This window comes from Streptomyces pinistramenti (assembly GCF_020564935.1).
Classification (GTDB): Bacteria; Actinomycetota; Actinomycetes; order Streptomycetales; family Streptomycetaceae; genus Streptomyces; species Streptomyces pinistramenti.
In genome coordinates, this window is sequence record NZ_JAJCXB010000062.1 from 1 (window position 1) to 18,936 (window position 18,936).

General features: G+C 70.6%; 16 protein-coding genes. 7 read left to right on the top strand and 9 right to left on the bottom strand.

Annotated features, from left to right (window positions below):
• Window positions 1–700 precede the first annotated feature (700 nt).
• Complete coding sequence (gene trpS, locus LIU39_RS29420) at window positions 701–1,705, top strand: tryptophan--tRNA ligase (RefSeq protein ID WP_227049977.1); 1,005 nt, start codon at window positions 701–703, stop codon at window positions 1,703–1,705.
• A 55-nt stretch (window positions 1,706–1,760) separates the two neighbouring features.
• On the opposite strand, the gene proC is transcribed toward trpS, so the two are convergent.
• A complete protein-coding gene (gene proC, locus LIU39_RS29425) occupies window positions 1,761–2,570 on the bottom strand; it encodes a pyrroline-5-carboxylate reductase (protein WP_227049978.1) in 810 nt (269 codons plus the stop codon).
• A gap of 300 nt (window positions 2,571–2,870) precedes the next feature.
• Between proC and LIU39_RS29430 the strand changes: the two genes are divergently transcribed.
• Window positions 2,871–4,280, top strand: a complete 1,410-nt coding sequence (locus tag LIU39_RS29430) for a M1 family metallopeptidase (protein WP_227049979.1) — start codon at window positions 2,871–2,873, stop codon at window positions 4,278–4,280.
• 14 nt (window positions 4,281–4,294) lie between these two features.
• On the opposite strand, the gene LIU39_RS29435 is transcribed toward LIU39_RS29430, so the two are convergent.
• The 3 genes from LIU39_RS29435 to LIU39_RS29445 all read right to left on the bottom strand — a co-directional run bounded on the left by LIU39_RS29435 (window position 4,295) and on the right by LIU39_RS29445 (window position 6,124).
• On the bottom strand, window positions 4,295–5,098 hold the full coding sequence (locus LIU39_RS29435) for a class I SAM-dependent methyltransferase (protein ID WP_227050008.1): 804 nt from the start codon (window positions 5,096–5,098) through the stop codon (window positions 4,295–4,297).
• Between the two features lie 84 nt (window positions 5,099–5,182).
• The gene (locus LIU39_RS29440) at window positions 5,183–5,743 is read right to left on the bottom strand and encodes an MFS transporter (RefSeq protein ID WP_227049980.1); all 561 of its coding nucleotides are present in this window, start codon (window positions 5,741–5,743) and stop codon (window positions 5,183–5,185) included.
• 39 nt (window positions 5,744–5,782) lie between these two features.
• A complete protein-coding gene (locus tag LIU39_RS29445; protein WP_227049981.1) occupies window positions 5,783–6,124 on the bottom strand; it encodes an SH3 domain-containing protein in 342 nt (113 codons plus the stop codon).
• Window positions 6,125–6,294: 170 nt separating this feature from the next.
• On the opposite strand from LIU39_RS29445, the gene LIU39_RS29450 reads away from it, so the two are divergent.
• On the top strand, window positions 6,295–8,670 hold the full coding sequence (locus LIU39_RS29450; RefSeq protein WP_227049982.1) for a serine/threonine-protein kinase: 2,376 nt from the start codon (window positions 6,295–6,297) through the stop codon (window positions 8,668–8,670).
• 218 nt (window positions 8,671–8,888) lie between these two features.
• On the opposite strand, the gene LIU39_RS29455 is transcribed toward LIU39_RS29450, so the two are convergent.
• Window positions 8,889–9,617 (bottom strand): DUF4232 domain-containing protein, encoded by a 729-nt coding sequence (locus tag LIU39_RS29455; RefSeq protein WP_227049983.1) that lies wholly within the window; start codon window positions 9,615–9,617, stop codon window positions 8,889–8,891.
• A 371-nt stretch (window positions 9,618–9,988) separates the two neighbouring features.
• On the opposite strand from LIU39_RS29455, the gene LIU39_RS29460 reads away from it, so the two are divergent.
• Genes LIU39_RS29460 through LIU39_RS29470 form a run of 3 tightly spaced genes read left to right on the top strand, consistent with a single transcriptional unit; the run spans window position 9,989 to window position 12,750 of the window.
• A complete protein-coding gene (locus LIU39_RS29460; RefSeq protein WP_227049984.1) occupies window positions 9,989–10,585 on the top strand; it encodes a type VII secretion target in 597 nt (198 codons plus the stop codon).
• A gap of 3 nt (window positions 10,586–10,588) precedes the next feature.
• On the top strand, window positions 10,589–12,184 hold the full coding sequence (locus LIU39_RS29465) for an alpha/beta hydrolase (RefSeq protein ID WP_227049985.1): 1,596 nt from the start codon (window positions 10,589–10,591) through the stop codon (window positions 12,182–12,184).
• 29 nt (window positions 12,185–12,213) lie between these two features.
• Window positions 12,214–12,750: a hypothetical protein gene (locus LIU39_RS29470; RefSeq protein WP_227049986.1), complete on the top strand. Its 537-nt coding sequence runs from the start codon at window positions 12,214–12,216 to the stop codon at window positions 12,748–12,750.
• Window positions 12,751–12,834: 84 nt separating this feature from the next.
• On the opposite strand, the gene LIU39_RS29475 is transcribed toward LIU39_RS29470, so the two are convergent.
• The 4 genes from LIU39_RS29475 to LIU39_RS29490 all read right to left on the bottom strand — a co-directional run bounded on the left by LIU39_RS29475 (window position 12,835) and on the right by LIU39_RS29490 (window position 18,009).
• A complete protein-coding gene (locus tag LIU39_RS29475) occupies window positions 12,835–13,734 on the bottom strand; it encodes a collagen-like domain-containing protein (RefSeq protein ID WP_227049987.1) in 900 nt (299 codons plus the stop codon).
• Window positions 13,735–14,168: 434 nt separating this feature from the next.
• A complete protein-coding gene (gene ilvD / locus LIU39_RS29480; RefSeq protein WP_227049988.1) occupies window positions 14,169–16,019 on the bottom strand; it encodes a dihydroxy-acid dehydratase in 1,851 nt (616 codons plus the stop codon).
• 206 nt (window positions 16,020–16,225) lie between these two features.
• Entirely contained in the window at window positions 16,226–17,038 is an 813-nt protein-coding gene (locus tag LIU39_RS29485) for a sugar phosphate isomerase/epimerase family protein (protein WP_227050009.1), read from the bottom strand.
• Window positions 17,039–17,076: 38 nt separating this feature from the next.
• Entirely contained in the window at window positions 17,077–18,009 is a 933-nt protein-coding gene (locus LIU39_RS29490) for a Ppx/GppA family phosphatase (RefSeq protein WP_227049989.1), read from the bottom strand.
• A gap of 57 nt (window positions 18,010–18,066) precedes the next feature.
• On the opposite strand from LIU39_RS29490, the gene LIU39_RS29495 reads away from it, so the two are divergent.
• Window positions 18,067–18,921, top strand: coding sequence for a DUF3109 family protein (locus LIU39_RS29495; RefSeq protein WP_227049990.1), 855 nt, complete (start codon window positions 18,067–18,069; stop codon window positions 18,919–18,921).
• Window positions 18,922–18,936 lie beyond the last annotated feature (15 nt).

The following is an 18,936-nucleotide window of genomic DNA, read 5'->3' on the forward strand; positions in this document are numbered from 1 at the left end:
CGGGCGCTTCCCTTCGGTCTTGCGTTTCCGACTCTATCAGATCCTCGCGGTCCCGATTTTCGCCGGTGCGATCCGGCCTCTCGGCCTTTTCGCGTTTCCAACCTTACCAGATCCGTTTCCGTCTCCGTCTCCGGCCCCCCGTTGGAGCGGGGTTGGCCTTCCAGCTTTCACTTTCCGGCCTTTCCGACTCTATCAGATCCGATTCTCGCCGTTTCCGGTCCGAATTCATTTCCGATTCCCCGTCGGAGGGGGTCTCGCTGCGCCTTTCGGCGTGGTCACTACTTTAGCGGAATTCCTCGGTGACTCATAATCGAGCCGCGGTCCGAATTTCGGCATGCCGAAATTGTTCCCGGTGAGGAGTCGTGCAGTAGTGGTGTGCCGCGAAGCGGCGGATGGCTGCCGTGGGGCCGGTTGGCTCCGTGGCAACTCGGAGAACACTACACGAGCCCCTCAGGTGCTTCAAACCCGTGCCGGGCAGGGCTTTCGGCGGTACGTTGGGCCCATGAATCCGCATGCGCACGTACAGCAGTGGTGGCTCGCCTGACGGCGGCCGACCACCAGCGCATGTATGACCACGGCCGCCGCTTCGGCGGCCGTTCGCGTATCTCCATCCCGCAGCCGGCCGGCGAGGTCCGGCGGTCCCGACGCGTGGCGCCCGCAGGGGCGGACGCACGGTGCGTAAGCACGGGAAAGGGACGAGATGGCGGGGAAGCGGATTTTTAGCGGTGTGAAGCCGACGGGGCATCTGACGCTGGGGAACTATCTGGGGGCGATGCGCCGCTGGGCCGATGAGGACCAGCACCGTGCGGACGCCGTGTTCTGTGTGGTGGACCTGCACGCGCTGACCGTCGAGCACGATCCGGCGCGGGTGCGGCGGCTGAGCCGGCAGGCGGCGACGCTGTTGCTGGCGACGGGGCTGGATCCGCAGCGGTGCACGGTGTTCGTGCAGAGCCATGTCGACGAGCACGCGCGGCTGTCGTACCTGATGGAGTGCACGGCGTCGGACGGCGAGATGCGGCGGATGATCCAGTACAAGGAGAAAGCCGCGGGTGCGCAGGCGCGCGGGGAGGGGGTGCGGCTGTCGTTGCTGACGTATCCGGCGCTGATGGCGGCGGACATCCTGGCGTACGGGACGGACGAGGTGCCGGTCGGGGAGGACCAGGCGCAGCATCTGGAGCTGGCGCGGGACCTGGCGGTACGGTTCAACCGGCGCTACGGGCCGACGTTCGTGGTGCCGAAGGCCATCCATCCGACGGTGGCGGCGCGGGTGATGGATCTGCAGGAGCCTGTGTCGAAGATGGGGAAGTCGCAGGCCAGGACCGCGGGGATCGTTTTTCTGCTGGACGAGGCGGAGACGGTCCGTAAGAAGGTGATGCGGGCGGTGACCGATGCGCACGCGGATGTCGTGTACGACCGGGCCGAGCGGCCCGGGGTGGCGAATCTGCTGGATGTGCTGGCGGCCTGCTCGGGCGGTGATCCGCAGGCGCTGGCGGGTGCGTACGGCTCGTACGGGGCGTTGAAGAAGGACACGGCCGAGGCGGTGGTGGAGCTGTTGCGTCCGGTGCGGGAGCGGCATGCGGAGCTGGCGGCCGATCCGGGGTACGTCGATGCGGTCCTGCGGGCGGGGGCGGCGCGGGCCCGTGAGCTGGCGCGGCCGCGGGTGGATGCGGCGTATCGGGCGGTGGGGCTGCTGCCTGCGGTGTGAAGAGGAGGAGAGGAGAGGGGATCTTGTCCCCTCTCCTTCATCGCTGCGGGTGGGGTCAGCCGTTGCCGGAGGCGAGTTCGCGGCTGCGGTCGCGGGCGGCTTCCAGTGCGGCGAGCATGGCGGCGCGGACGCCGTGGTTCTCCAGTTCGCGGATGGCGTTGATGGTGGTGCCGGCCGGGGACGTGACGTTCTCCCGGAGCGTGACCGGGTGTTCGCCGCTGTCGCGGAGCATCACGGCGGCGCCGACCGCGGCCTGCACGATGAGGTCGTGGGCCTTGTCGCGGGGCAGGCCGAGCAGGATGCCGGCGTCGGTCATCGCCTCGACGAGGAAGTAGAAGTAGGCCGGTCCCGAGCCGGAGAGTGCGGTGGCCGCGTCCTGCTGGGTCTCCGGTACCCGCAGGGTCTTTCCGACGCCGGAGAAGATTTCCTCGGCGCGGGTGAGGTGGTCGCCGGTGGCGTGGGTGCCGGCCGAGATGACGGACATCGCCTCGTCCACGAGGGCGGGGGTGTTGGTCATGACGCGGACGACGGGGGTGCCGGCGGCCAGCCGTTCCTCGAAGAAGGCGGTGGGGATGCCGGCCGCGCCGCTGATGACCAGGCGGTCGGCGGGGACGTGCGGCGCCAGCTCGTCCAGGAGGGCGCCCATGTCCTGCGGCTTGACGGTGAGGATCAGGGTGTCGGCGGCCTTGGCGGCCTCCGCGTTGCCGACCGCTTCGACGCCGTAGCGGGAGCGCAGCTGTGCGGCGCGCTCGGAGCGGCGCGCGGTGACCAGCAGGTCGCCGGGTGCCCAGCCGCCTCGGATCATGCCGCTGAGCAGGGCTTCGCCGATTTTGCCGGTGCCGAGTACTGCGACCTTCTGGGCCATCGTTCGGGTCCGCCTTTCCGCTGCGCTGGGCTTTTCCCGGCCATCCTCGCATCGTGCGGGCGGTGGGCGGGGCGGGGGCGGACGGCGGTCGGGAAGGGCTTCGGCGGGGAGGGGAACTTCTGCGGGAGGAGGCCCGGGGCGTGATCGGGACGTGCCGTTGCGGCGGAATTGACCGTAAGGTCGTGGGGCTCGTGATCACCGACGGCACGAGTGGTGGGCGCGACCGTCAACGGCAGCACCGGTCGCCCGCGTCACCCCGACCGGCCGACCGCCCGCCCAGCGCCCGACCCCAGGAGTCCCGTGAATCCCCGGCCCCTCCGCTACTGCGGTGCGACCGCTGTCCTGTCCGTTGCCCTGCTGCTGTCCTCCTGCACGAGCGGGGCGGTGGCCGTCAAGGGGACGGCGGGCGCGGGCGGGGTCGGCGATCCGCTGTTCCCCGCGCTCGGCAACGGCGGCTACCGGGTCAGCCACTACGGGCTCGATCTCGCCTACGACGTGCCGAAGCGGCACCTCGACGCGACCGCGAAGATCACTGCCCGCGCGGCCGAGAACCTCAGCTCCTTCAAGCTCGACCTCCGGGGCCTGAAGGTCTCCGGCGTCCGCGTGGACGGTGAGGAGGCCGCCTTCAGCCGCAAGGGACACAAGCTGACGGTCCGGCCCGCGCAGGTGCTGAGGAAGGGTGCCGCGTTCCGTACGACCGTCGAATACAGCGGCGTGCCGCAGGAGATGACGGATCCGGACGGTGCGACGGACGGGTGGGTGAAGACGGCGGACGGCGCGTTCGTGTCCGGCGAGCCCGCCGGGGCCATGACGTGGTTCCCCGGCAACAACCACCCGTCGGACAAGGCCGCCTACGACTTCCGGATCACCGTCCCGGAGCGCTACACCGCGGTCGCCAACGGGGAGCTGCGGTCGAAGAAGACCGCCAAGGGGCGCACGACGTACGACTGGCACTCGGCCGAGCCGATGGCGACGTACCTCGCCACCGCCACCATAGGGACGTTCGACGTCCGCCAGTCCCGCACGCCCGACGGGCTGCCGCTGTACGTCGCGGTGGATCCGAAGGAGGCGGCGGCGAGCGAGGAAGCGCTGGACCAGCTGCCGGACATCCTGGAATGGGCCGGCAAGCTGTTCGGCGACTACCCCTTCTCCTCGGCCGGCGCGATCGTCGACCACACGCCGCCGCGGATCGACTGGATTGCGCTGGAGTCGCAGACGAAGCCGGTCTACGCAGGCGCGCCGGACGCCGAGACGGTGGTGCACGAGACGGCCCACCAGTGGTTCGGCGACTCGGTGACCCCGAAGACCTGGGCGGACACCTGGCTCAACGAGGCGTTCGCGACCTACGCCGAGTGGCTGTGGGAGGAACACGAGGACGGCCGCACGCCCCAGGAGCGGTTCGACGAGCTGTACGAGACCGACCAGGACGACAAGCTCTGGGAGTTCCCGCCCGGCTACCCCGAATACGCCGAGAACGTGACGGAGCTGCCGATCTACGACCGCGGCGCGATGGTCCTCCAGCAGCTGCGCAACGCCGTCGGCGACAAGACGTTCTTCGGCATCCTCAAGTCCTGGCCCGCCGAGTACCGGCACGCCAACGCCGGCACGAAGGACTTCATCGCCTTCTGCCAGGAGCGCACGGACGAGGACCTGACCGACCTCTTCGACGACTGGCTGTACGGGGAGGGGCGGCCGGAGTGGGAGTACTGAGGCGGGCCGGGCGCTCAGCCCCCGTGCGGCGCCGGGCCTGACGGCCGCCGGGCGAGCGTGAGGTGCACCGCGTACGCCTCCTCCACGATGCCGTCGGGGAAGACCTCCAGCAGCGCCGCGCGTTCGTCCTCCAGGACGGGGGCGCTCGCGGCGGGGCCGATCGTGGCGAAGCAGGAGCGGCTGCCGAGCATGGCGAGATGGGTCTCGACGGGAATCCGGCGCGTCCAGTGCAGCGTCCGCAGGGCGGGCCGCAGTCCGAGGCGGCGGATCAGGTCGGGTGCCTGGTGTGCGACGTCGTGCCGGTGGTAGCCGGGCAGCCGGCGGACGAGCCGGTCCTCCTGCTCGGCGGCCCAGGGGACGTCCGGATCGGGGACGTTCCACCACAGGGCCAGGGCGCCGCCGGGCCGCAGCACCCGCAGGGCCTCGGGAACGGACCGCGTCCGGTCGGTCCAGTGCCAGGATTGCGCGTAGCAGACGAGGTCGAAGCCCGCGCCGCCGGAGAAGGGCAGTGCGTCGCCGAGCGCGCGGACCAGCGGGACGCCGGGGTGTGCGGCCCGCAGTTCGGCGGCCATCCCGGCCCCCGGCTCCACCGCCACCACCCGGGCGCCGCGCGCCGCCAGCAGCCCCGTCGAGATGCCGGTCCCGGCGCCGACGTCCAGCACCCGCGCCCCGGACAGCGGCCGTCCCGACAGCTCCTCGACCGCGTCGAAAAGCTCCGGCGGATACCCGGGCCGCGCCGCCGCGTACTGCGCGGCGACGGCATCGAACGACCTGGCCGGCGTCACCGGATCCGGCGCCCGGCGGGCCTCGGACGTCATCGGGCGCCGGTGCGAGGAGGAAGACGGCATGACTCCAGCCTGCCCCTCCGGGCGCCCTGCGTACAGAGGGGTGTCCGGCCGCCGCTACCGCCGCTTCTTCCCCTTCGGCCTGGGCTTCTTGGCGGCCGGGTTGCCGGTGCGGGAGGTGCGGCGGCGTTCGTGGCGTTCGCAGGCCGCGGTGTATTCGGCACGGCGGAGTTTTTCGCCGGGGGCCTCGATCAGGCTGCGGCAGAAGTAGGCGAGCAGCGAGCCGATGAAGCCGATCAGCAGCAGGCTCTGGGCGGATTTGTCGGCGGCGCTGTCCGATGACGGCGCGGGCCGCCGGACGTACCCCTCCCAGGTGCGGCGGAACGCCAGCGCGCTGCAGACCGCGAAGCCGACGAAGACCAGGAGGCTGACGAACGGGCCGACATCGCCGAACTCGACCCCCTGGAACGCGAAGCGGACAACGAGCGCGCCGATCAGCGCGAGAAGCAGCGAACCGACCGCGACCCCGGCCCTGCGCAGGGCGTAGCCGCGGTCGTGGCGGACCCAGCTGGTGCCGAAGAAGCGGATCTCTTCCGGTTCGGGCCCGCCCTGGTCCTGGCCGCCGTGCTCGGTGCCGTCCCGCTCCGTGCCGCCCGGTGGCGTCTGCTCGTCGCTCATGTCACCGATTATCCCCGGCGGCAACGGCTCCGGCCCGGCTCAGGTCATGCAGCGCTGCGCCACGAAGCCGTCACTGCCCGTCCGCACGTAGCTGTCGGAGATGTACTGGCCCGGCCCGATGTTGTCCCAGATGTTCGAGGTGCCGTACGGGCCGACGACCCACTGTCCGTACCGCTGGCAGAGGATCCGGACGCGCGCGCCGTCCGGCAGGTGCCCGACGACCGGCGTGTTGGTGCCCGCGCCTTCGCGGACGTTCACGCGGTAGCCGGGTGCGAGTGGATACGTGACCTGCTGGGTGGCCAGGGTGCCGACGGCGGCTGCGCCCGCTTCGTCCTCGTCCTGCGTCGCGGCATGGCCGAGCTGGTCCTGTGTGCTGCTCATGTGTTCTCCCCCGTGGAAAACGTGCACCGTTCGGTGCACTGTTGCGCGCCGCCCGTTCCGGGCCGCGCGTCCTGCAACGCGCACGCTAGCAAGCCTCGTTCGTCTCGCACGTGTCATCGACTAGGCTCCGCGCGTCGCACCTGCGACCGAATCTCACGGGGGTGGAATCGATGGGGCCGCTGCGTGATCTCGGTCTCGACCCGGAAGCGGAGCGTCCGGAATACGCCGGGCAGTACCGCCTGGAGGCGCGGCTCGGGGCAGGCGGCATGGGCGTGGTCCATCTGGCGCGCTCCTCGTCGGGGCTGCTGCTCGCGGTCAAGGTCATCCATGCCGAATTCGCCCAAGACCCCGAGTTCCGGGGGCGGTTCAGGCAGGAGGTGGCGGCCGCGCGGCGGGTCAGCGGCGCCTTCACCGCGCCCGTCGTGGACGCCGACCCGGACGCCGAGCGCCCCTGGATGGCGACCCTCCACATCCCCGGCCCGACCCTCTCCGACCACGTGAAGCGGAACGGCCCGCTGGCCTCCGGCGAGGTGCGCAGGCTGGCGTCCGGGCTTGCCGAGGCGCTGCGCGACATCCACCGTGCCGGGGTCGTGCACCGCGATCTGAAGCCGGGAAACGTGCTGTTGGCCGCCGACGGCCCGAAAGTCATCGACTTCGGCATCTCACGCCCGTCCGACAGCGAGATGCGCACCGAGACCGGAAAGCTGATCGGCACGCCGCCGTTCATGGCGCCCGAGCAGTTCCAGCGGCCGCGCGAGGTGGGACCGCAGGCGGATGTCTTCGCGCTGGGCTCGGTCCTGGTGCACGCCGCCACCGGCAGCGGCCCGTTCGACTCGGAGAGCCCGTATCTGGTGGCGTACCAGGTGGTGCACGACGAGGCCGATCTGGCGGGGGTGCCCGAAGAGTTGGCGCCGCTGGTCGCCGCCTGCCTGGCCAAGGACCCGGCACACCGGCCGACACCGGACGCGCTGATGGACCTGCTGCGGACGGACCTGCCCACGCCGGCGCACACGGACCTCCTGGACGAGCTGCGGGACGCCCCCCGGGAGGACCCGCGAAACGGCTGGGCCCCGGAAGCCGCGGCCCCGGAGGCCGTCCAGGATGGCGCCCCGGAGCCCCGGGTTCCGGGCCAACGCCGCCCCGTACGCGTCGAGTCCGCCCCTGCCGAAGCCACCCACGTACGCGCCCGCAGCCCGCTCGCCGGCCGCGCCGACGCGCACCCCGGCGGCGAACCCCCGGCCCCCGGCGGGCGGGCGGCAACCGGCCACCCCCACTCCCCCACCACCAAACGCCGCCGTCGCCGCCGCGCCTGGCCGGTGTGGGCCGCCGCCGCCCTGATCGTGGCCGCCGCCTGCACCTTCGCCGGCGTACGCGCCCTGTCCGACGGCGACGGGACCGACCCCGCGCGGCCGGCCCACCCGCCGCACGCGGAAGGCGAGTTCCGCCCCTGGCGCACCACGCTGCTGCATCGCCCCGCCGGCTACCGCGCCGAAATGCCCGCCTGCGCCCCGGGCGCCACCCACGGCGGCGGCCCCGACGCCCTCTTCTGCGTCCAGCCCGGCCTCCTCGCCGCCCGCATCGACGCCGACACCGGCACGGTCCGCTGGCGCCGGGCCGGTCACCGGCCCGGCCCCCAGGACGCACCCCCCGCCCCGCCGGTACTCTCCGGCGGCCTGCTCTACGTGACCTCCCCCGGCGGCACCCGCATCGACGCCCTCGACCCGTCACCCGGCGGCCGCGGCGCCACCCGCTGGAGCAAGGAACTGACCGGCTACGAAGGCGGATCGGCCGTCATCGGGGACGTCCTGCTGCTGACCGCGGGCGACGGCACCGTCACCGCCCTGGACAGCGCCACCCACCGGCAGCTCTGGCGCAAGCCCTTCCCCGGCCACGCCCTGCCCTCCTTCACGACGTACGCCACCCAGGCCGGCCCCCCGACCGCGTACGCCGCCGAGCCCTCCCCCGACGGCTCCACCACCCGCATCACCGCCATCGACCCGCGGCACGGCACCGTCCGCCGGCACACCCGCATCCCCGGCAGGCTCACCCCCGTCGGCACCGGCGCGTCCGGCACCCTCTACCTCACCGCGTCCGACCCGAAGCTCACCTTCCGCACCACGGCCGTCGTCCGCTACGACCCGAAGCGCGGCCGCAGCACACGCCTGCCGCTGGCCGCACCGCTCGACAACGTGACGGCCACCGTGCGCGGCGAAACGGCGTACCTGCTCGCGGCGGGCGGCACGCTCCAGGCCGTCGGGGAGCGGCACTGGGCCGTCGAGACGTCGGTCGCCCGCGGCTCGGCCCCGGTGGCAACGGCGGACGACCGCCTCTACCTGACCTCGGCCGACGGCCGCCTGCTCGCCGTCGACGCCCGCACCGGCGGCCTCACGGGCCAGACCCCGGCCCGCCTGACGGCCGCCCGCCACAACGGCTTCCTGGAGTCACTCCCCGCCCCGGTAGCCGACCCACGCCACGGCCGCATCTACGCCGCCACCCCCGACGGCACCGTCTTCGGCGTCCCCACCAAGGACCCGTCCGCCTGGTGACGACCGGGCCTTGGCGCCCGCGCGTCCACCACGTGACACGGACACACGCACACCTCCCGACGCACCCCCGGCACCGGCCGCGCGGTCCCCACCTCCCCCGGAGGAACCCCAGGTCCGTCCGCCGACCTCACTTCCCGGCCGGGACCGAGGTCGGCCGTTCCGGTCGGGGGGCGTCTTCGGACGCCCGGCATCCGAACAGCCGCTCAGGGGAAGGGCGGTCAGCCGATGGGGTTGACGAAGGTGGCCGGGTGGGTGGCGCCCCGCTGGTCGACGAGCGTGCCCCAGGGCCATTCCACGGTGAGCGAGGTGGTCTCGTTGGGCGGGGTGATGTCCGCCCAGGCGGGCTGGTAGAAGCCCTCCTCCTCCTTGGTCATGGCGACGTTGAGCGTGAAATCGGTGCTGTCCCCGGGGTTCAGCGTGATCGAACCGTACTTGGCCGACGAGCGCGGCAGCGACCAGCGCTCTCCGCCGTTCTCCGACTTGAGGTCCACGCCCGGGAAGCCGCCGATCTTGCAGGTGCGACTGCCCTTGTTGGTCAGCACGACGCTGGTGGTCGTCGCGCCGCTCGCGTCCGGGTCCGGGGCCGCATCGTCACCCGTGGCGAACGACGCCTTCAGGCCGGAGGTGTGGCAGCGCTCGATGCCCGAGCCCGTCCGGCCTCTCCCGGCGGCGTACGAGCCACCGGACTGCTTGTCCACAACCCCCGCCTCGGCGTCGGCCTTCGCGCCGGGGTCCGCCTGGGACTCGGAGCCCTGCGCCTCGGCGGATGAGCCCGCGGCATCGGCGTCCGCGGCGGCCACGGCCGCATTGACCTGGCCCGAGGACTTCGCACCTGCGGTGTCCGAGCCGGAGCAGGCGGTCAGGGTCAGGCCGGCGGCCGCGGTGAGCACCGCGGCGGCGACGCGCAGGCTGCGGCGACGGACGGGGCGGACGGTGTTCGTGCTCATTTCGGGTTCCCCCTGGGGCAGTCGGTGTCGTTGTCTCCTCGGTTACGTCACTCACTCTGCCCGGGGCCGCTGGCGCCGGACTGCCACTCCGCCAACACCCGGCTAACCCCCTCGCAGCCGACGGCTACGAGAACTCCGGTCGCGATGGCATCAGGCGTCTCCACCGGCTCCGGTACCCGAATCACCGCTTCGTGACCGGGACTCGGAACATCTCTTGAGCATGCGCGTGTGGACGGGTGGTCGGGGGGACAGCCGCGATGGCACCACACCGGAGTCTCCGCCATGAAGGTGTGCGACCAAGCCTGCCCCCATGTCACACCCCCTTGATACCGTTCCTCTTCACACAGAGTTACGGGGGAGGGGAACGCTCGGTGTCCAGCAACCTGTCGGTCGAGCCCGGCGAACTACGCGCGTCGGCGCATGCCCAGAGCGGCATAGCCGACGACATCAAGAAGCCTTGCGACAAGGCCGTCACCGAGACCGGTACGGCCGCGGATTCCGCCGACGGCTGGTCCGTCGCCTCGGCTCTGCACATGATCAGCGAGACCTGGAAGCCCGCTCTCGACGGCCTGCACAAGCGGCTGTTGTGGGGCGCGGGCAACCTTCGCGACACCGCTGACAACCATGAGTGGAACGAGGACATGGTTGATCAGGACTTCGAGGACTTCGACGGGGACATGGAAGACGTGATCATGTCCGCCCCGGCCTCGGGGCCTGGGCCGGCCTTGGGAAGCGGCCCCGGCTCGCCGGTGTACGCCGGGCTTCCGCACCCCGGCGCGGGCGGCGACGACCCGGTCGGGGATGCCGTCGGCGCGTACCGGCCCCCGCCGCCCGGTACGCCGGCGCCCAGCACGGACGACATGCTGCGTGCCAAGCCCGCGATGCCCGTCTACGACCCGGGCCAGGCCCTCGCCGAGCCCGGCGGGAAGTCCGCTCCCCGGAACACCGACGACACCCCCTTTGGATGACCCATGGCTTCCGACTACGCACGTCTGCTGAAGCAGGACTTCGCGGACCTGACGGCCGCGGCCGACGCCTGGCAGCGGGTTTCCCGGGACATGGACACCGCGTTCGACCAGCACCGCACCAAGGTGACCGGACCGCTGCACGCCTCCTGGGAAGGGGACGACTCGAAGGCCGCGCTGGCGTTCCTCGAAGACATCGAGATGCGGATCAATGTGGTCCGCACCGAGTCGATGACCATCTCGAAGTCGATCGACACGGTGCGATTCCGCATGGAACAGGCGCAGACGAACCTGCGCAACGCCGTACGGAGCACGGAGGCCGAGGGTTTCCTCGTCGACGACTCCGGCTCCGTGGGAGAAGCGTCCTGCGAAGTGGACGAGTCGCCGGACGAGGCGCAGAGCAAGCTGGAGCGGATGAAGCACTTCCAGGAGGAGATCGACACCGCGGTCAAGGACGCGCAGAAGGCCAGCGACGACGGCCGCAAAGCCCTGTCGGAACTCCGCGGCGACCTCATGGACCGCAAGAACACGCACATGGCCGCCGAGTCCGCGGGCGACACCCAGCAGGCCATGAAGGACCTGGGCATCCAGGGGCCGCAGATTCCCAAGGACTCCAAGGACGCGGCCGCTTGGTGGAAGGGCCTGGACGACGACACGCGCCAGGAGTACGCCACCATGTACCCGGAGCAGATCGGCAAGGCGAACGGTCTGCCGAGCGACGTACGCGACGACGCGAACCGGCTGTCCCTGGACCAGCAGCTCAACTTCGTCGCCGGCAGCGACCAGTCGATCCCCGGGATCTCGCAGGACCGTCACAACCTTGAGGTCCTCAAGGCCGAACTCGACAAGCGCGACGGCGCGACGGGAAACAAGAAGCTCTACCTCCTCGATTTCGACGAGTTCGAGGACGGCAAGGCCGTCATCGCCATGGGAAACCCGGACACCGCGGACAACGTCGGCGTGCAGGTGCCCGGAACGGCGACGACGATGGACTCGACGGGCGGCCAGCTGTCGCGGATCGAGAAGCTCCAGCGGTCGGCCGAACGGGCCGATCCGTCGGCGGACACCTCGATGGTCTACTGGCTCGGCTACGACGCTCCGGAAGTGCCGAGCACCGACGCACCGAACCTCGCGGTAGGCGGCACCGGCCGGGCCGACGACGCGGCGCCGGACCTCCGGGACTTCACCCATGGCCTGCGTGCCTCACACGAGGGCTCCGACCCGGCGCACATGACCGTTCTGGGGCACAGCTACGGCGCCACGGTCGTGGGGGACGCGGACGCCGGAGGCAAGGGCCTCGGCGCCGACAGCATCTCCGTCGTCGGCAGTCCGGGAATGACGGTGGGGAACGCGTCCGACCTGCATGTCGGATCGGACCACTTCTATACCGGGCTCGCCGACGACGACAACATCAAACTGGCACAAGGGCTGACGCTCGGACCCGACCCCAATACCGGCGCCTTCGGCGGAACTCGGTTCGTCACCGATACCCACGGCCACAGCGGCTACTGGGACGACCAGAGCCAGAGCCTCGCCAATCAAGGACGGATCATTGCCGGCCAGGAGCCGGACAAGGCCCTTCCCACTCCCATCAACATGTAAATGCCACCCCTGAGAGGCACGGTTCACCCGTGGCGGCCACGCTTTTGCGACGCACCCTCCCGCTTGTCCTGACCGCCTCGGTCATCCTTTCCACCGGAGCCTGCATGTCCCAGAATTCCGACGACGCCAACCAGCCGCTGCCGCGTAAGAGCCGTGCGGACGCGCTGACTTGGGCGAAGCACTACACCTCGACCATGGCGCATTACGCCGAGGTGAAGGTGGGCGACAAGTACGGCCCGTTCACGGACTTCGAGGACTGCGTCGGCCGCGATGACGAAGTGGCTCACGACGGCAGGTACACCCTGACCTACACCGTGTATGCCAACCTGCCTCGGGATGAACACATCGCGGCGGTCCGCAAACTCCGGGCGGCGCTGAAGGAGCACGGCGTGAATGTCTCGTCGTACGAGGAACGCCCGCGCGCTCATCAGGTCGTTCTCGACGGTTACCACGAAAAGGAGAAGTTCTCCCTCATCGCCGACACCGTAAAACCCCCCAACACCCTCCGCCTCTCCGTCAGCACCCCCTGCTTCCTGCCGCCCGGGGCGAAACAGCAGAAGTTCTAGGGCAGTTCGGGCCCGGAACGGCGAAGTTTCGATCGCCCAACAGGTGATGCCGTCACGCCTGACGCCCATGCACCTGCCGTTCGTTCACGGGCATTCCATTCCGTTAAACATGCGTTTGATGATGGCGCAGACCATCCCCTCGATGGATTCGGGATCAAGAGGATCGCCCTTGTCTCCCTTTTCGCCTTTGTCGCCACGCGGGCCGGGGTCGCCCTTGGGGCCGGGGTCGCCCCGCTCGCCTCGCGGGCCGGGCTCACCCGCGTCACCCCGCTCGCCCACCTCGCCGTCCCGGCCGGGGCAGCCGGGCTCACCACGCTCGCCTTGCGCACCCGGCTCTCCGCGGGGACCGGGCTCACCCGCGTCGCCCTTTTCCCCTCTGTCTCCTTTGCAACCCGGCTCACCCCGGTCCCCCTTGTCGCCTTTCTGGCCTCGTTGACCCGGGTCGCCCTTGTCCCCCCGCTCCCCTTTCTCGCCGTCCCGTCCGGGATCCCCTCTCCCGCCCGTTTCCCCCTTGCTTCCCTTTTCCCCTTGATCGCCCTTCTCGCCGCGTTGCCCAGGATCCCCTCGGTCACCTTTCTCGCCCCGCTCCCCCTCGTCGCCCGTATCTCCTTTTCTGCCGCGCGGCCCGGTGTCACCCTTCTCGCCCCGGCATCCGGGCACTCCTCTGGGGGGATCTTTGATGGTGATGGGAACCGTGACGGTGATACATCCGCATTCCACCCCTTTCCTGAGTGTCAGGTCGGTCTCGCATAAGGGAACGCGGGGAGACACCTCGAAGTCCCCCACCCAGTAACACGTTCCAGAAATAGGCGTGAGGCTGTGCCAAATACCTGAACCACCCACAACCGCGGCGGTGCTGTATTCGACTTCCTCTCCGCCGGCCGGCCTGGGCCAGTAGACGATAATCTTGGTGCGCACACCGGGATGGAGCGGCTCCCCGAAGAAAACGAGGAGGGAAGAGTTCTGATCGACAGGCGTGGCCATATCTCTCCTTCAGTGGGCGCTGGGGCAGGCGGGAGCGGGTGGGCAGTGCTCCCGCGCTTGACCTGGGGAAGCGGAACCCAGAGAAATCGGGCACGATGGCGTCACGTGGACGAATTCCGTGCAGCCGAACTAATGCATCCCCCGAAAGCGAAACCTGGGACCGGATGGGGCGCCGGCGTCAAAAACGCTGCGCATCGTACTCATTCGGCTCTATACCCACGCAGCCGTGGACTATCTATGAATGTGCCGAGAGCATGTGATTCCAACCCAGTGGAGTGAATCGTAGGCTGATGTAATGATCCCGCGATCCTCGTTCACTCCGGCCGTCAGGCGGAATTCACGGGATCAACGTATCCGGGCGACCAGGCCCGCAGAGCCCCGCACACGACAAGAGGCCCCCGTCACCCGACGGGGGCCTCTCAACTGCCGTCCCCTCAGCCCAGCTTGCTCACATCGCGCACCGCGCCCTTGTCCGCGCTGGTGGCCATGGCGGCGTAGGCGCGCAGGGCCTGGGAGACCTTGCGTTCGCGCTGCTTGGGGGCGTAGACGCCGCCCAGGGCGAGGCGGCGGGACTCCAACTCGACGTCGCTGACGAGGAGTTCGATCGAGCGGTGGGGGATGTCGATGCGGATGCGGTCGCCGTCCTCGACGAGGGCGATGGTGCCGCCGGATGCCGCTTCGGGCGAGGCGTGGCCGATGGAGAGGCCGGACGTGCCGCCGGAGAAGCGGCCGTCGGTGACCAGTGCGCACGCCTTGCCCAGGCCGCGGCCCTTGAGGAAGGACGTCGGGTAGAGCATCTCCTGCATGCCGGGGCCTCCCTTGGGGCCCTCGTAGCGGATGACGACGACGTCGCCTTCCTTGACCTGCTTGGTGAGGATCTTGTCGACGGCCTCTTCCTGCGACTCGCAGACCACGGCCGGGCCTTCGAAGGTCCAGATCGACTCGTCGACACCGGCGGTCTTCACGACGCAGCCGTCCTCGGCGATGTTGCCCTTGAGGACCGCGAGACCGCCGTCGGCGGAGTACGCGTGCGCCAGGTCGCGGATGCAGCCGCCGGCCGCGTCCACGTCGAGCGAGTCCCAGCGCTCGGACTGCGAGAAGGCGGTCGCCGAGCGCTTGCAGCCGGGGGCCGCGTGCCACAGTTCGACGGCCTCGGCGGAGGGCGAACCGCCGCGCACGTCCCAGGTCTTGAGCCACTCGGCCATGGAGTCGCTGTGCACGGTGTGCACGTCCTCGTTGAGCATCCCGGCGCGGTACAGCTCGCCGAGGATGGCGGGGATGCCGCCGGCCCGGTGCACGTCCTCCATGTAGTACGTGCCGCCCGGCGCGACGTTCGGGGCGACCTTCGCCAGGCAGGGCACCCGCCGGGAGACGGCGTTGATGTCGTCCAGGTCGAAGTCGAGGCCGGCTTCCTGGGCGGCGGCGAGCAGGTGCAGGATCGTGTTGGTCGAGCCGCCCATGGCGATGTCCAGGGTCATGGCGTTCTCGAAGGCGGCGCGGGAGCCGATAGTGCGCGGCAGGACGGTCGTGTCGTCCTGCTCGTAGTGCCGCTTGGTGATCTCGACGACGGTGCGGCCGGCGTTCTCGTACAGCGCCTTGCGGGCGGTGTGGGTGGCCAGCACGGAGCCGTTGCCGGGGAGGGAGAGGCCGATGGCCTCCGTCAGGCAGTTCATCGAGTTGGCGGTGAACATGCCGGAACAGGAGCCGCAGGTCGGGCAGGCGTTGTCCTCGATGCGGAGGATGTCCTCGTCCGAGATGTTCTCGTTGACGGCGTCGGAGATCGCGTTGATCAGGTCCAGCTTGCGGACCGTGCCGTCGACGAGGGTGGCCTTGCCGGCCTCCATCGGGCCGCCGGAGACGAAGACGGTCGGGATGTTGAGGCGCATCGCGGCCATCAGCATGCCGGGGGTGATCTTGTCGCAGTTGGAGATGCAGATCAGCGCGTCCGCACAGTGCGCCTCGACCATGTACTCGACGGAGTCGGCGATCAGGTCGCGGGAGGGCAGGCTGTAGAGCATGCCGCCGTGGCCCATGGCGATGCCGTCGTCGACCGCGATGGTGTTGAACTCGCGAGCGATGCCGCCGGCCGCGTGGATCGCCTCGGAGACGATCCGGCCGACCGGCTGGAGGTGGGTGTGGCCCGGCACGAACTCCGTGAAGCTGTTGGCGACGGCGACGATCGGCTTGCCGAAGTCCTCGCGCGCTACGCCGCTGGCCTGCATAAGGGCTCGGGCGCCGGCCATGTTGCGGCCATGGGTAACGGTGCGGGACCTCAGATCGGGCACGATGGTCACTCCCTCGGGATTCGTCCGAACGACCGCCGCGTCCGCCACCGGGCCGGGCCCGCAACGGGCGGCGTCATATAGCAGCCGTCCTTTATCAGCTGGACCCGAGATTACGCTCCCGATCCGCGATCCGGACAGGCACTCCGCAATGTGAGACGGGTGACCGGAGTGCGGACAGCCGGGTACGGGCTACCCGGCCGCGCGGCTCACGAGCCCGGCACCCAGTTCGGCGAGGCGAGATGGAGCCGGGTGAAGGCCAGCGCCTCGGCGAGATCCGCCTCGCGCTCGGCCGCCGACATCGCGCGCCGGGTGTTGACCTCGACCACCACGTGCCCGTCGAAGCCGGTGGTGGCCAGCCGCTCCAGCAGGTCGGCGCAGGGCTGGCTGCCGCGGCCCGGCACCAGGTGCTCGTCCTTGTTGGAGCCGTCGCCGTCGGCGAGGTGGATGTGGGCCAGCCGGTCGCCCATCCGGTCCACCATCTCCAGCGCGTCACTGCGCGAGGTGGCGGTGTGCGAGAGGTCCACGGTGAAGTGCCGGTAGTCGTCCTGCGTCGGATCCCAGTCCGGCGCGTACGCCAGCATCTCGCGGTCGCGGTAACGCCAGGGGTACATGTTCTCCACGGCGAACTTCACGTCCGTCTCGCCCTCCATGCGCCACACCCCGCGCACGAAGTCCCGCGCGTAGCCGCGCTGCCAGCGGAACGGCGGGTGCACCACGACCGTGGACGCCCCCAGCTTCTCCGCGGCGTTCTTCGCGCGCTGGAGCTTGACCCACGGATCGGTCGACCACACCCGCTGAGTGATCAGCAGACACGGCGCGTGCACGGCGAGCACCGGCACGCCGTGATAGTCCGAGAGCCTGCGCAGCGCGTCGATGTCCTGGCTGACCGGATCGGTCCACACCATGACCTCGACGCCGTCGTAGCCCAGGCGGGCGGCGATCTCGAAGGCCGTCGCCGTCGACTCCGGGTAGACCGAAGCCGTGGACAGCGCGACCTTCGCATCCGGGATGCGCACCACTGGCTCTGTCACGAGTGACAGCGTACGGGCCACGGCGTTCAGCCCGGTGGCAGGTGGTCGAGACGACGCAGGATGACGCCCTCGCGCAGCGCCCACGGGCAGATCTCCAGCGAGTCCACGCCGAAGAGATCCATCGCCGCCTCCGCCACCAGCGCCCCCGCCAGCAGCTGCCGCGCCCTGCCCTCGGACACCCCGGGCAGCCCGGCCCGCTCCTGCACGGGCATCGCCGCCAGCTTCGGCACCCACTCCTCCAGCTTCTTGCGCTCCAGCTCCCGCAGGACGTAAAGACCGTCGCCCGAGCGAGCGGCGCCGGTGATCCTGGCCAGCTGCCGGAAGGTCTTGGAGGTGCCGACGACGTGATCGGGGGCGCCGTAGCGGGTGAAATCGCTCACCACCTTCGCGATCTCGGCGCGCACCCGGCGCCGCAGCGCCCTTATGGCGTCCGCGCCGGGCGGATCGCCGGGCAGGCCGCTGCTGGTCAGCCGGCCGGCGCCGAGCGGCAGCGACGCCGCCGCGTCCGGCTCCTCGTCCAGTCCGTAAGCGATCTCCAGGGAGCCGCCACCGATGTCCAGGACCAGCAGTCGGCCCGCCGACCAGCCGAACCAGCGCCGGGCGGCGAGAAAGGTGAGCCGCGCCTCGTCCTCACCGGAGAGCACCCGCAGCTCGAAGCCGGTCTCCTGGGCGACCCGGCGCAGCACGTCCTCACCGTTGGCGGCCTCGCGGACCGCGGAGGTGGCGAACGGCAGCACGTCCTCGACGCCCTTGTCCTCGGCGACCTCGATCGCCTCGTGCAGGGTCGCGATCAGCCTGTCCACGCCCGCGTCGCTGATCGCGCCGTCCGCGTCCAGCAGTTCGGCGAGCCGCAGCTCCGCCTTGTGCGAGTAGGCGGGCAGCGGGCGCGCGCCCGGGTGCGCGTCGACCACCAGGAGATGGACCGTATTCGAACCCACATCGAGGACACCGAGTCTCATACGGGGAAACCTACTGCCGTGGCAGGCGTAAGGGTCGCGCCGCCTTAGGCTGGGGATGTGGCTAAGACGAAAAAGGCGAAGCAGGATAAATCCCCGAAGAAGGAAGCAAAGCGGCGGGCCGAAGCGGCGGCGCGGGGGGCCACGGCCGACGAGGTCGGCCTCGACTTCGCCCGCGCCTGGGTCACCTTCCCCGACCCGGCCGACGACGAGCAGCTCTTCCGCTGCGACCTGACCTGGCTGACCTCCCGCTGGACGTGCATCTTCGGCAGCGGCTGCCAGGGCATCGCGGCCGGCCGGGCGGACGACGGCTGCTGCACGCTCGGCGCGCACTTCTCCGACGAGGACGACGAGAAGCGGGTCGCCAAGAGTGTGGCCCGGCTCACGCCGGAGCTGTGGCAGTTCCACGACGTCGGCACCGATTCCGGCTGGATCGAGGAGGACGAGGACGGCGACCGGCAGACCCGGCGCTGGGACGGCTCGTGCATCTTCCAGAACCGGCCCGGCTTCCCCGCGGGCGCCGGCTGCTCGCTGCACATCCTCGCGCTGCGCGAGGGCCGCGAGCCGCTGGAGACCAAGCCGGACGTCTGCTGGCAGCTGCCGGTACGGCGCACGTACGACTGGATCGACCGGCCCGACGACACCCAGATCCTCCAGGTGACGATCGGCGAGTACGACCGGCGCGGCTGGGGCCCCGGCGGTCACGACCTGCACTGGTGGTGCACGTCCGCCACCTCGGCGCACGGCGCGGGCGACCCGGTCTATGTCTCCTACAAGCCCGAACTCACCGAGCTGATGGGCAAGAAGGCGTACGCCAAGCTCGTCGAACTGTGCGAGGAGCGGCTGGCGGCGACGCTGCCGATGGCTCCGCACCCGGCGGACCCGCCGAAGGCACCGAAGCCCTCGAAGGGCTGACGGGCCGCCCGCCGG

What these genes read in the sequence shown, in the direction of transcription:
- LIU39_RS29450 (WP_227049982.1), top strand. Translation starts at nt 6,295, where the DNA reads ATGGGGCCGCTGCGTGATCTCGGTCTCGACCCGGAAGCGGAGCGTCCG.
- LIU39_RS29435 (WP_227050008.1), bottom strand. Translation starts at nt 5,098, where the DNA reads ATGACGTCCGAGGCCCGCCGGGCGCCGGATCCGGTGACGCCGGCCAGG.
- LIU39_RS29475 (WP_227049987.1), bottom strand. Translation starts at nt 13,734, where the DNA reads ATGGCCACGCCTGTCGATCAGAACTCTTCCCTCCTCGTTTTCTTCGGG.
- LIU39_RS29445 (WP_227049981.1), bottom strand. Translation starts at nt 6,124, where the DNA reads ATGAGCAGCACACAGGACCAGCTCGGCCATGCCGCGACGCAGGACGAG.
- LIU39_RS29440 (WP_227049980.1), bottom strand. Translation starts at nt 5,743, where the DNA reads ATGAGCGACGAGCAGACGCCACCGGGCGGCACGGAGCGGGACGGCACC.
- LIU39_RS29490 (WP_227049989.1), bottom strand. Translation starts at nt 18,009, where the DNA reads ATGAGACTCGGTGTCCTCGATGTGGGTTCGAATACGGTCCATCTCCTG.
- proC (WP_227049978.1), bottom strand. Translation starts at nt 2,570, where the DNA reads ATGGCCCAGAAGGTCGCAGTACTCGGCACCGGCAAAATCGGCGAAGCC.
- LIU39_RS29465 (WP_227049985.1), top strand. Translation starts at nt 10,589, where the DNA reads ATGGCTTCCGACTACGCACGTCTGCTGAAGCAGGACTTCGCGGACCTG.
- trpS (WP_227049977.1), top strand. Translation starts at nt 701, where the DNA reads ATGGCGGGGAAGCGGATTTTTAGCGGTGTGAAGCCGACGGGGCATCTG.
- LIU39_RS29455 (WP_227049983.1), bottom strand. Translation starts at nt 9,617, where the DNA reads ATGAGCACGAACACCGTCCGCCCCGTCCGTCGCCGCAGCCTGCGCGTC.